We start from the raw sequence: 12,228 nt of genomic DNA, 5'->3' as shown, positions 1-12,228 counted from the left end.
ACAAAAATTTAATAAATCTTAAAAAGTAGATGTCTTCAGCATTTTATTTTTTTGGCCCATTTTTCAATTATAATTTGGAGTATTATTGGGTTGCAAAATACAAAACAAACCAAATGAAAAATGGCTAACAGATGTAAGTGAGTTTTCAATACCTGGAGAAAAAAGGAAACTATATTTAAGCCCTATAATGGATTTGTACGATAATGTAATAATAGAATACAATATATCCTATAGTAACAATAATAGATTAGTATTCAAAATGTTTGATAATGCAATAAAAAAATACCCAAACGCAAAACCAATATTTCATAGCGATAGGGGGTTTCAATACACATCAAGAGTCTTTAATGACAAATTAGAAAAATCAGGAATGACACAAAGCATGTCAAGAGTGGGAAAATGTATTGATAATGGCCCAATGGAAGGGTTCTTTGGAATAATAAAATCGGAAATGTTTTACGATAAAAAGTTTGAATCTTTAGAAGATTTAAAAGAAAAAATTGAGGAGTATATTAGATATTACAATGAAGAGCGGTTACAAAAAAGATTGGAGTGCATGACTCCTATCGAATACAGAAATCAAGCACTCCAATTTATTTAATTAATTATGTGTCTACTTTACAAGGGTCAGTTCATAAAGGAACGATTATCATATAAACATTTTTTCTTTTAAATATAATTTATCAACCGACGATAACAAACTATTATCAATGTATTCAGGATGAGTATAAAAAAACTTATTAGATATTTTCTTTATATTTTCATTAGCTTTTGATAACCACTTGAATTCAGATTTTACAAAATGTTCGCCATTAAAATATCCTTCCGCAAATCTATAATCATTATTTGCATGTGATAGATAAAGATCGAATATAACATAACCTTTATAGTTCTTCTTTTTTAGCTTTTTTTCGATTTTTTCAAGTTCATCAAAAGGATTAATATATGAAATAGATAATATCATAAATTCATATTTTTCATTTTTAATCTTTATTATTTTGAACGGTTCCATAGCATTCACCTCTATATTTTTTTATTATTTATATATATATCGTATGTATCTTTTATTAATTTAATTCCTTCTATTATAAATTCATTAACTTTATCCGAGTCAGTTATGGTTTTAGTTTGAGCAAAATTGTTTTTTGCATGAGCATATTTATGCCTTTTGTGGTAAAAATTATAGCATTTTTCTAAAGCATTTTCAATTTCGAAATTGTTAATTTTGTTTCTAGCTACATCTGTAAAACAATATTTTAAGTCCTCATTATTTTTTTCGAAAACTCCTTGAAATGAATCCTTTTTACAATTAATTCTATATTTATCACATATTATAGAACGTAAAAAAGCTTCTAAAACTCTCATTATTGGCATTAAATAGAAAGAGTAATCAAACTTATATGAAGTATTGTTTAATTCAACCTCTTTATTTTGTTTGGTAATTAAATAAGCTGTAAATAATAGGTTTTTAATTTCAATTGTAAAAAAATTAGATAAATTGTTCATTATAGTTTCAAACTCACTTTCAGTTTCTTTAATATTTGTACCAAAATATTCTTCATTAAGCTGAAGAATTTCTATATAATTTTTATATTTTGAAAGAAATTCTTGAACAATAATAAATACATCATGTGCTTTTCCTTGAATTGTTAACGTATTTGTTTTGTATAAAATTATTTTTAAATGAGTATTAAAAATATTGCTTTTGGCTTTGAAACTATCTATAGAATTTTGTGTTTCTATATTTTCGACTTCAAAATTATCACTTAATAATTTTTTTAATAATTTAAAATCCTCAATTTTAAAATTTTCAAATTTGAAATTGATATTATTGGCATATTTTTTTATTCTATCAATATTATCATATAAAGAAATATCAAATTCTATTTTATTTGTCATTTCATCAATTGCTTTTTTTGCTAATTCATCAGCTTTTGTATTTCCGGGATTATTTGTATGTGATTTAACTTTATAAAAATTAATGCTTAAATATTTCTTATATTCTTCCAATTTCATTTTATAGATTTTTGCAATATCACTTTTTGTTTTCCATTCTTCTACAGCCCATTTTTTTATTCCGTCATAATCATAATGTATATCAATTTCTATAGCATTTTTGTTTTTTGCATATTCTAAAGCTAATAAAGTTGCTATTATCTCACCGACAACATTTCTTGTGTTAATAAAATTTGCATCTTTTCCATATTTATAAAATTCTTTTTCAACTCCATTATGAATAATATAAACACCAGAACCATAAATCTTTTCTTTATCATTATAGCTGCCATCAACATATGCAATAACTTTATTTTGATTATTATTAAAGTTTGTAGATTTTATTTTTTTATTTTCCAATCCCATATATTCTTTTGCATCTTCAAGAGAAGAAAAACTTTTATATTCTGCTCCACGAAACCCATTTACTTGTTTATTAGCATCTTCCCAATTCTCATATATTCCAGTTTTTCTTCCCTTTTTTACAGCATAATATTTCTTTTTCGACATTAAACGACCTCCTTTTTGATATTGGAATATATAATATTATTACATTCAAAATATAATGCATAGAAATTTTTCAATCTTTTAGATAGTGAAAAATAATTTTTATAATTTCATCACTCATCAAATCCCCCCGTATTAGTTGAATTGCTTAATATAATTGATTAATTTTTTATACTCTTCACTTTCTCTTTCTATCTTCCACATTGTTAATGACGAGATAGTTTTCAATATGAACCCAAAATCTACGTTTTTCTTTATATTGGGAGCATAGATTGCTAATATATATTTTTTATAGGGTTCTGGAGAAAATTGAAAAGAACCAGTAAATTTTACATTGTTAATTCAAAAATTTAATTAGAATTATTCATAGTAATAAAAGTTTCTGTTCCCCATAAGGAAATTATAAATATCAAAATTATAAATATGATATTTTTCATTATTTTACCTTCTTATAATAAATTTTTCAAACTCTCAATAAATTTATCTTTTAAACTATATATTTCAGAAAGTTTCTCTATTTTTATCTTTTCTCCTTCTTTATTTCCGGATTCATCACTTTTGTTTTTTGGGAATATAATAAATTTACTATTAGATTTTAGAACTAAACGACATATCCAATTAGTTACTTTGCCATCTAATAATATCCCAAAATAGCTTTTTGTATCTTTATAACTTATTCGTTCTGGATCATCAACAAATTCTGTAAGAATTCCTTGTATCATATAAAATGCTTGTAACTCTTCTTCAGTAGTTACAATACCAGAATTTACATCATCTGAAACTTCTTCTGTATTATCTTCTTCTAGATTTTCTTCTTTTTCTTCTTTAGAATTATTTTTTAAAGCGTCTTCTAATCTATTTCTTACTAATTCATTTAATATTTGATTTAATGCCTTTTTTATAGGATCTTTAAATTTTTCTATTGCTTTTTTAGTTTTTTGACCATTATATATTTGGCTAAGAATTAATTTTACGAAATCATCGTCCGGATTATCGAATTGTCTTTTTATATAATTTTTTATAGCATTTGAATATTTTAAATTTTCTGCGGAAACCATTATTTTTTCTGAATCAAAATTATTTTTAGAAAATTTATTTAATTCAGCAATTTGAGCTTCTTTTAAATCTAAAATGTTTATTTCCAAAAATGGACGTTCATCCATTTTATTTGGTTCATCTAAATCGGTAAAGAATTTATATATTATTCCGTTTGTTAATATTGCAATTTTTGCATTTGTCACATTAAAGTATCTCATTAGTTGTGCATCATGTTTATCTAATTTTTCATTACATGCTTTAGCTTCAATTAATATTTGAGGTTCTTCATCGATTAAAATCGCATAATCTACTTTTTCACCTTTCTTATTTGCAATATCTGCTGTATATTCAGGAACAAATTCTAAAGGATTTCGTGTATCATAACCTAATAATTCAAAAAATGGCATAATAAATGCTGTTTTTGTAGCTTCCTCATTATTTTGAACTTTATCCTTTAAATCCTCAACCTTTTTAGCTAACTTTTTTAATTCTTCAAATAATTCCATACCATCCCCTCCTATTTCAAAATTAATATATCGGTCGCTTGATTAATTAAAAAAACGAGACCTCAAAGGCCTCGTTTGATTCATACTATTACTATTGAATTTAGATGTATATTTTTATTAAACATAAAAATCAGCTCCAAATATAGAAATAAAAAGTATTAAAAAATTTATTTTAAAGAAGCAGGAATATTTATTAAAGGCATAATTACTGTGGGGTGTCCTGTTTGAGAAGTTACCGAAATAATATAACTACGTATTACATTCAAAAGATTTATCAAACCATTAAATTTACAAAATCTTTCAAATTTTTCTTCGTCTTCAAATTTTGCAGAAAAATATCCTGTAGCTTCAATATAAATTGAAACTTCTTCGGTTTTATCGTTTTTCCCTACAATTTTAAAACCAACCGTTAAAGTCCCTTTTTGAGAGTCTTTTGATTTATTAGTTTTTTTAAATTCAGTCTTTTCCAGAGAAGCAACAAAATTTACTTTTTTTGAATCACTTTTTTTGTGAGTAAAATTAAATTTATTTATTTTATACTTATCAAAAAAAAAATCGCTAGACATTAATTTTTCACTCATTAAGCTGCCCTCCCGATATCATTTTTATTATCCGGGCTTTTTAAATCTAAATTAATAAAAGAAACATTAGATGTAGTTTCCTTTTTTGATATAGTTTCGTTAAAAAAATAATCAAGATTTAATTCTTCTGGTTCAAACCCAGCTTCTATTAAATCATACAACAATTCATTTTTTTCAACGTTTTTAAAATAGTTTTTAATTTCCTTCTCCATTTCCTCGAAATCCATTTCAAATGGAAGTTTATCAAATAGCATGTTCTTCCCTCCTCTTTTCACACGATTCAATTGAATCTATAGTAATTATATCTAAATCTTTAACACATATTTGAATTTGTATATTACTAAAATTTGATGGGAATTTAAAACTGTAACTTAAATAATTTTTAATAGCTTTTATCTTTTTACCTTTTTTAGCAAATTTATTTATAATGTAATCAATTACTTTTCCATCCGTTTTTTCATTACTTTTAATTTTCCCAGTTTTTATCATTTCATCTCTTACAAATTCAAAAAATCGAAACCATTTATCATATGACATATCAAATAGTTCATACCGCTTAAGTTTAAGAAAAACTTTTAAAACATATGGATTCTTATAATGATGTTTTCCATTCTCTGCCCATGTACAAGTCCAAAACCTATTATTTTCCATAAAATATATACCTTTTTGCCCAACCATTCAATTTCAGGTTCAGATGCTTTCCATTCATTATTAGTTCGTATTTTTTCGGCATTTTCTTTAGAAGTTCCATGATAGCATAATAAAACAATTTCTGAATCCCAAAATTCTAAATCACTATTCACATGTATCCATCCCCTACTATATACATATATTATACACTTTTAATATCTTTTTTGATAATAAAATTTTTAAAAATAAGGAATAATTAATTAACGTTAAATATTGTAAAAAAGGATACTTATTCCCATCTTTCATATTTTCCTACTACTTTACCAATAACAAGTACTCTATTCTAATTTCTTTTTGGAATTATTATTGGCGGATGTTTTTCATTAAGACTTATTAATGTTATAGCATTGTCGCCTTTATAATATTTTTTAACTACTCCTCCATTTCCATTGATAATAATTGCACCTATTTCTCTATTTTCTAATATAGGTTGTTATAAAACAACAACAATATCCTCATTTTTTAAACGTAACTCCATAAAATATCCTTAATATGTTTTAATTAATTATATAACAAAATATTATTTTTTTCAACATATAGTTAAACAATAAATATATCAGGGCACTATAACAAAAATTATTAAAATATACTATATAAAACAAAATCCCCCGAATTAACGGGGGATTTTCAAACCGGTATATACTCCAAACATACAATCTCATGTTGCAGGGTATAGAATGGAGGCAACGGTGGGATTTGAACCCACGAATAGCGATTTTGCAGACCGCCGCCTTAGGCCCCTTGGCTACGTTGCCTTAACCGTGTTTATTATACCATATAATATATTAAGGTATATGGAAGAAAAGATAAAATTTGTTTAAAATTATTCTTCTTTTCTATAGAACATTTGAATTCCTATTTCATCCAAATTTCTATTTTCTTCTCGTTGAAATTCTATTTTATATTCTTCAAACTTCCTTTCTTTTAATTTTTCTAATATAATCCTTTCTTTACGTGCTTCTAAATATTTTTTCCTTTTTTCCTCTTCAATTGCCATCTTTTCTCTATATATTTCTCCTAATTTTATTCTTTCTTTCTCTAAAGATTCTAAATAAGATCTCCACTGTTGTATTTCTTGAATAGATACTAAATTATTAGAAATTTGATATATAAAATTTTTATTTTCTATTTTTATTTTCTCATTGATATCAATAAGATCTTGTTCTGCTTTTATTCTCTCAGCAGTAGCTTCTAAAAATATTCTTTTTGCATCTTCTTCAAGACGTTCTTTCAAATTTTTTAATCTTTCAAGATTAAAATGAAATCTCATATACTCACCATATTATTTTAATCCTAATTTTTCAAGCTTATAATATAAATTTCTTACTGTTAATCCTAATTTTTTTGCTGCTGCTGTTTTATTACCTTGACATGTTTTTAAAGTTTCTATTATAATATATTTTTCATATTCATCCAACAATTCCTTAAGTGTTCCCTTTAATTCATTTTTTTCTATATCCATAACCTTTAAATCTGGCAAATGCATTGATGTAATAATAGTATCTGATTGACTCATATTCATTAAAACTCTATCCAAAACATTTTCTAATTCTCTTATATTTCCTGGCCAATCATAATCTTCTAAAATTTTTATAGCATCTTCTGAAAAATCATATACCACCTTTTCATGTTTTTGATTCAATATATGTAACACCTGTTTTGCCATCTTTGGTATATCTTCTTTCCTTTCTCGTAAAGCTGGAACTTCTATTGTTACAACTGACATTTTATAGTATAAATTTCTTGAAAATTTACCTATAGACATTAATTCTTTTAAATTTTCTGGAGTAGCAAAAATTATTTTTCCTGATAATGTTATTTTTTTATTTTTATAATACACTCTTCCTTCATTCAAAAGCTCTAACATTAATTCTTGAACCTTTGGACTCATTAAATGAGCGTTATCTATAAATAAAGTTCCATTTTCTGACATTGAAAGCAAGTTTTCCTTATTTTCAAATAAATTTTCCAATTGTTTCTTTTCATCCTGAAGCAATAAATTAGTCGAAATAAAGGGATAATCTCTTCTCTTACTATAATTATGAATAGCCTGAGCTAATATCTCTTTTCCAACACCAGGTTCACCATACAATAAAATATTTACATTTGTATTTGCTGCTTTTTTGGCTTGAAAAATAACATTTTTCATTATTTCAGATTCAGCCACAATATCTTCAAATGTATATTTAGCCTCGTCTTTTTTCAAAAGTCTTTTTGTTGCTTCAAGTTCTCTAAGTAATCTTTCAATTTCAGAAATGTCATGAATAACCCCTACACTTCCTTTAAATTCACCTTTTACAAATATAGGATTTACATTAATTAGTACCTCTTTTTTATTTGTGGATAATTTTGTTTTTACATTTAATATTGGCTTCTTCTCTCTTGCACATCTAATATGCATACTTTCATGACCTTCTGCAATATCATATGTTGCTAATTTTCCTATTACTTCTTTAGGAGTGAGACCTGTTACTTTGGTATACGCCTTGTTTACCATAACAATTCTTCCTTCTTCATCAGCAACAGATATAGCATCATAGGTTGAATCAATGATAGCTCTTAAAAGAGAATCTAATTCTCGCAAATTGGTAACTTCCTCAGCTAATTTTTGAATACTTGTAACATCTCTAAAAATAGCAGCTGCCCCAATTATTTCATCATTTTCATCTCTTATAGGGAATCTTGAAGTTACTATAATTTTTTTTCCAAGATTTTGAATTCTATCTAATTCCGGTATTCCAGTTTTTAATACAATATGTAATCTTGTATCTGTCACTGTATCTGTAACTTTAGTATATAGTGCTTTCTCCTTTGGAATATTTAATATCTTAGAAGCTGAATTATTCAGAAATATAATTTCCTCGCTTGAATTAATCAACATAACCGCTTCCTGGATATCATCAAGAATCCTCATAATCATTTCTTCATTATTCACTTTAATCCCCCTCTAACAATTTATGTTCTTGAATCCAGCCATTTAAATCTAATTCTATCATAGTATCAATAACCTTCTCATATTCGCTTTTTTTCAATAATCTATTTATTTCTGGATAATCTTTTGCTTTGTATACTGGAACATATTGATCCATTAGACTTATTAGTATATTTTTATCTAATTTTGCAATAAAGTTTAAAGCATTTTTTGCTTCATCTATATTATTGGGTAATACTAAAATTCTAATTATTAACCCTTTTTTCATAACATCATTTTCAAAAATATATTCTCCTCTTAATTGCTTATACATTTCTTTAACTGCTTCTTTTGCAAAATTCCAATAATCAGGTGTTTTTGAATACCTAGATGCTGCATATTCTGTAATATATCTTATGTCAGCTAAATAAATATCTACTATTCCATCAAGCAATTTCAAGGTTTCAATACTTTCATAAGAAGAAGTATTCCAAACTATTGGTATTTTAAGACCTTTTTCAACACTTAAAATTAGAGCATCAATAATAAACGGTAAATATGGAGTTGCTGTTACTAAATCTATGTTTTGAACCTTTTTTTCATTTTGTAACCACAAAAATTTATCTGCTAATTCTTCTACTGAAAACTCTTTACCAAAACCTTTTTGAGAAAAATTAAAATTTTGACAATAAACACACTTCATTACACAATTGCTAAAAAAGACTCCTCCTGCACCTGTATCTCCAACTAATGGTGGTTCTTCTCCTTTGTACAAAACAAATTCTGAAATTTTTATTTTATCTCCTACCCTACAAACTCCTAAATTCTTATGTCTATTTATTTTGCAATTTTTAGGACATAAATCACATGAATTTAATTTTTCATATAACAAATCTCTTCTTTTATGTAATTCACCATTTTCGTATAATCTTATGTAACCTGGAATATATGCCATTACAATGAAAGACCTCCATCTATCCTTATTACCTGTCCAGTAACGTAAGATGAATCATCAGAAGCCAGGAATAATACCACTTTAGCAACTTCCTCAGGTGATCCTAAACGTTTTAACAATATTCTTTGTAACGCAGCTTCTTTAAAATCTTCATTTAAATCTTTTGTCATATCTGTTTCTATAAATCCTGGAGCAACTGCATTTACTCTAATTTGTTCACCTTTCATGGTTAATTCCTTAGCCCATGTTTTTGTCATCCCTATAACTCCAGCTTTACTTGCTGAATAATTTGTTTGACCTATATTTCCATCTATTCCTACAACACTTGATATATTAATAATTGAACCTTCTTTTTGCTTCCTCATTACTTTCGCAACAGCTTTTGTAACTAAAAATACTCCTCTTAAATTTACGTTTATAACAAAATCAAAATCTTCTTCTTTCATCAATAATAATAACATATCTTTAGTAACACCAGCATTGTTAACAAGAACATCTATTCTTTTGTATTCTTTAAATATTTCTTTAACTGTATTATTTACTTCCTCGCTATTAGAAACATCAACCTTATAACCCCTGAACATTCCTTTATTTAAAGTATTTAATTCATTTTCTACATTTTTTAAAGCTTCTAAATTTCTTGCAAATCCTAAAACAATAGCTCCTTCTTCAACAAATTTTCTACTAATTTCCTTTCCGATTCCTCTATTTGCACCAGTAACTATACATACTTTATCTTTTAATTTCATACATTTCCCTCCTAATAATTTTTATATTAATAATACTATGCAACGCTTATAGTTGAACTTATAATACACGTATATTATATCATAAATTTTTATTAGCATCATCTTTTGTGATATAATTGAAATGAAGGGAAGTGACCAAATGGAGTTAGAATTTATAGAATATGCTAATGAAATAGAAAGTATTTTGGAAAGAAAACTAGAAAACTCCGAAAAAGAATTATTAAAAAAAGCATATTTTTTAGCAAAAGAAGCACATGATGGTCAAATGCGTGCTTCAGGAGAGCCTTTTTTCGAACACCCAAAAGCTGTTTCAAAAATATTAGCTAAACTGAAAATGGATATCGAAAGCATTGTAGGCGCTTTATTACATGATGTTGTTGAAGATTGTGATGTACCTATAGACAAAATAAATAAAGAATTTGGTCTTGATATAGGAAGAATAGTTGATGGTGTTACTAAAATTAGCAATTTAAAATTAAACGAAAAATTAAATAAAGTTGACATGAAGTCTTTAGAAAAAATTGAAACAATACGTAAAATGCTCCTTGCTATGTCAAATGACATTAGGGTTATTATAGTTAAACTCTCTGATAGATTACATAATATGCGAACATTACAGTATGTACCTCATAAAAAACAAATAATAAAATCTCAGGAAACTCTTAAAATATATGCTCCAATTGCACATAGATTAGGTATTCATAAAATAAAAGCTGAATTAGAAGATTTATCCTTTAAATATTTATACCCTGAAGCTTATGAGGATTTAAAAAGAAAATTAGAAGAAAAGGTTAAAAATGTTCACGATAGAATGGAAGAATATAAAAAGATAATTTCAGAACAATTAGAAAAACATAATATAAAAGCTACTCTTCAAGGTAGAACAAAACATTTGTATAGCATCTGGGAAAAAATGCTAAGAAAAAATAAAAGTTTTGATGAAATATATGATTTTATTGCTCTGAGAGTTATAACAGAATCTCCAACTGCATGTTATGCCGCAATGGGAGTTGTTCATTCTGTTTGGAGACCTGTTCCCGGAAGAATTAAGGATTACATTGCTGTTCCAAAATCAAATGGTTATAGATCTATACATACTACTGTCATTACAAACAAAGGAGAAACATTAGAAATACAGATTAGGGATTGGGAAATGCATGAAGAAAGTGAATATGGTTTAGCTGCACATTGGGCTTATAAACAAGGAGTTGATGCGAAAAAATTATACTTTGTAAAACGATTAATGGATTTACATAAAGAAATTGCACAATCTGCCTTTAATTTAAATGAAATAGAAGAAGAACTAAAAGCACATGAGGTTTTTGTTTTCACACCAAAAGGAGAGATTATTCATTTACCTTATGGAGCTACTCCAATAGATTTCGCATATGCTATACATACAAATGTTGGTAATCATTTTGCTGGAGCTAAAGTAAATGGAAAAATAGTTCCTATAAGTTATGAATTACAAAACGGAGATGTTGTTGAAATAATTGTTAATAGAAATACACCTGGTCCAAGTATAGACTGGCTAAAGTATGCAAAATCTTCCAGAACTAAACATAAAATAAAAAGATATTATAGATTAAAAAATGAAAAAAATCTTGAAGAAAAAGGGAGAGATAAACTTAGAGAAATCGCTAAAGAACTAAATATGTCTATAGATAATTTAATACATGAAATAAAAGATAATCAAACTTTCTGCGAAAAAAATAAAATAAAGAATGAAGAAGAATTATATATAAGACTTGGATTTGGTGATGTTAACCCAAAAGAAATATATAAACTTTTTGAGAAAAAAGAAGAAGAAAATAAAATTTTTGAAGAAACTTTCAAATCTCCAAAAATCACATATAAAAGAAAAGGAATCGGTGTAATAGTGGATGGTCAGGAAGGTATTGACGTTTATTTTGCAAAATGTTGTAACCCTGTTTTGGGTGATGATATTATTGGTATTGTTAGCCGAAGAGGTATCGGAATTCACAGAAAAAATTGTATGAATATTAAAGAAGTTCCTATATCAAGAATTGTCAAAGTCTCATGGGTAACTGAAGATATCGAAAACTCTAAATTTGTTACGCATTTACTCATTGAAATGGAAAATAAATCTGTTTTAGATGAAATAAGAAAAAAAATAAAAATGGAAAAAGCTAATATTGAAATGTATGAAACTTCGCGAAAAATTGATAGAATTGATTTAAAAATGCGATTATCCGTAAGAGATGTTCAACATTTAATGAGAGTATTATCTTCAATAAAAAACATAAAAGGAGTTTATAGTGTAAGGAGGAGTTAA

General features: G+C 26.2%; 14 protein-coding genes and 1 tRNA gene. 2 read left to right on the top strand and 13 right to left on the bottom strand.

What is annotated here, in order from left to right:
- The first annotated feature begins 85 nt into the window (after positions 1–85).
- Positions 86–601 (top strand): IS3 family transposase, encoded by a 516-nt coding sequence (locus JRV97_RS09910; protein WP_280998481.1) that lies wholly within the window; start codon positions 86–88, stop codon positions 599–601.
- 48 nt (positions 602–649) lie between these two features.
- Here JRV97_RS09910 and JRV97_RS09905 read toward each other — a convergent pair whose 3' ends face one another.
- The 13 genes from JRV97_RS09905 to fabG form a co-directional block, all read right to left on the bottom strand.
- On the bottom strand, positions 650–1,012 hold the full coding sequence (locus JRV97_RS09905; protein ID WP_280998480.1) for a type II toxin-antitoxin system RnlB family antitoxin: 363 nt from the start codon (positions 1,010–1,012) through the stop codon (positions 650–652).
- 11 nt (positions 1,013–1,023) lie between these two features.
- A complete protein-coding gene (locus tag JRV97_RS09900; RefSeq protein ID WP_280998479.1) occupies positions 1,024–2,505 on the bottom strand; it encodes a ribonuclease H1 domain-containing protein in 1,482 nt (493 codons plus the stop codon).
- A gap of 446 nt (positions 2,506–2,951) precedes the next feature.
- A complete protein-coding gene (locus JRV97_RS09895) occupies positions 2,952–4,046 on the bottom strand; it encodes a type I restriction endonuclease (RefSeq protein ID WP_280998478.1) in 1,095 nt (364 codons plus the stop codon).
- A gap of 167 nt (positions 4,047–4,213) precedes the next feature.
- Complete coding sequence (locus JRV97_RS09890; protein ID WP_280998477.1) at positions 4,214–4,627, bottom strand: hypothetical protein; 414 nt, start codon at positions 4,625–4,627, stop codon at positions 4,214–4,216.
- Positions 4,627–4,881 (bottom strand): hypothetical protein, encoded by a 255-nt coding sequence (locus tag JRV97_RS09885; protein ID WP_280998476.1) that lies wholly within the window; start codon positions 4,879–4,881, stop codon positions 4,627–4,629. Before JRV97_RS09885 ends, JRV97_RS09890 begins: the two co-directional genes overlap by 1 nt.
- Positions 4,871–5,164 carry a hypothetical protein gene (locus JRV97_RS09880; RefSeq protein WP_280998475.1) on the bottom strand — a complete coding sequence of 98 codons (294 nt, stop codon included), beginning with the start codon at positions 5,162–5,164 and terminating at the stop codon, positions 4,871–4,873. Before JRV97_RS09880 ends, JRV97_RS09885 begins: the two co-directional genes overlap by 11 nt.
- A 38-nt stretch (positions 5,165–5,202) precedes the next feature.
- Positions 5,203–5,430, bottom strand: a complete 228-nt coding sequence (locus JRV97_RS09875; RefSeq protein ID WP_280998474.1) for a hypothetical protein — start codon at positions 5,428–5,430, stop codon at positions 5,203–5,205.
- 170 nt (positions 5,431–5,600) lie between these two features.
- Positions 5,601–5,744 carry a S24 family peptidase gene (locus JRV97_RS11655; protein ID WP_407081593.1) on the bottom strand — a complete coding sequence of 48 codons (144 nt, stop codon included), beginning with the start codon at positions 5,742–5,744 and terminating at the stop codon, positions 5,601–5,603.
- A gap of 251 nt (positions 5,745–5,995) precedes the next feature.
- Positions 5,996–6,072: transfer RNA gene (locus JRV97_RS09870), tRNA-Cys, on the bottom strand.
- Positions 6,073–6,140: 68 nt separating this feature from the next.
- Positions 6,141–6,587: a flagellar export protein FliJ gene (fliJ, locus tag JRV97_RS09865; protein ID WP_280998473.1), complete on the bottom strand. Its 447-nt coding sequence runs from the start codon at positions 6,585–6,587 to the stop codon at positions 6,141–6,143.
- Between the two features lie 12 nt (positions 6,588–6,599).
- Positions 6,600–8,252 carry a sigma 54-interacting transcriptional regulator gene (locus JRV97_RS09860; RefSeq protein ID WP_280998472.1) on the bottom strand — a complete coding sequence of 551 codons (1,653 nt, stop codon included), beginning with the start codon at positions 8,250–8,252 and terminating at the stop codon, positions 6,600–6,602.
- Position 8,253: 1 nt separating this feature from the next.
- Positions 8,254–9,183: a radical SAM protein gene (locus JRV97_RS09855; protein WP_280998470.1), complete on the bottom strand. Its 930-nt coding sequence runs from the start codon at positions 9,181–9,183 to the stop codon at positions 8,254–8,256.
- The gene (gene fabG, locus JRV97_RS09850) at positions 9,183–9,932 is read right to left on the bottom strand and encodes a 3-oxoacyl-[acyl-carrier-protein] reductase (RefSeq protein ID WP_280998468.1); all 750 of its coding nucleotides are present in this window, start codon (positions 9,930–9,932) and stop codon (positions 9,183–9,185) included. The genes JRV97_RS09855 and fabG overlap by 1 nt, the downstream gene beginning before the upstream one ends.
- 139 nt (positions 9,933–10,071) lie before the next feature.
- On the opposite strand from fabG, the gene JRV97_RS09845 reads away from it, so the two are divergent.
- Complete coding sequence (locus JRV97_RS09845; protein WP_280998466.1) at positions 10,072–12,228, top strand: RelA/SpoT family protein; 2,157 nt, start codon at positions 10,072–10,074, stop codon at positions 12,226–12,228.

The organism is Marinitoga aeolica (assembly GCF_029910535.1).
In the GTDB taxonomy this organism is placed as follows: domain Bacteria; phylum Thermotogota; class Thermotogae; order Petrotogales; family Petrotogaceae; genus Marinitoga; species Marinitoga aeolica.
The sequence above is the reverse complement of the archived record's forward strand: the minus strand, read 5'-3'. Positions and strand labels throughout refer to the sequence as shown.

What these genes read in the sequence shown, in the direction of transcription:
- JRV97_RS09895 (WP_280998478.1), bottom strand. Translation starts at nt 4,046, where the DNA reads ATGGAATTATTTGAAGAATTAAAAAAGTTAGCTAAAAAGGTTGAGGAT.
- JRV97_RS09905 (WP_280998480.1), bottom strand. Translation starts at nt 1,012, where the DNA reads ATGGAACCGTTCAAAATAATAAAGATTAAAAATGAAAAATATGAATTT.
- JRV97_RS09880 (WP_280998475.1), bottom strand. Translation starts at nt 5,164, where the DNA reads ATGTCATATGATAAATGGTTTCGATTTTTTGAATTTGTAAGAGATGAA.
- fliJ (WP_280998473.1), bottom strand. Translation starts at nt 6,587, where the DNA reads ATGAGATTTCATTTTAATCTTGAAAGATTAAAAAATTTGAAAGAACGT.
- JRV97_RS09890 (WP_280998477.1), bottom strand. Translation starts at nt 4,627, where the DNA reads ATGAGTGAAAAATTAATGTCTAGCGATTTTTTTTTTGATAAGTATAAA.
- JRV97_RS09855 (WP_280998470.1), bottom strand. Translation starts at nt 9,183, where the DNA reads ATGGCATATATTCCAGGTTACATAAGATTATACGAAAATGGTGAATTA.
- fabG (WP_280998468.1), bottom strand. Translation starts at nt 9,932, where the DNA reads ATGAAATTAAAAGATAAAGTATGTATAGTTACTGGTGCAAATAGAGGA.
- JRV97_RS09845 (WP_280998466.1), top strand. Translation starts at nt 10,072, where the DNA reads ATGGAGTTAGAATTTATAGAATATGCTAATGAAATAGAAAGTATTTTG.
- JRV97_RS09900 (WP_280998479.1), bottom strand. Translation starts at nt 2,505, where the DNA reads ATGTCGAAAAAGAAATATTATGCTGTAAAAAAGGGAAGAAAAACTGGA.
- JRV97_RS09885 (WP_280998476.1), bottom strand. Translation starts at nt 4,881, where the DNA reads ATGCTATTTGATAAACTTCCATTTGAAATGGATTTCGAGGAAATGGAG.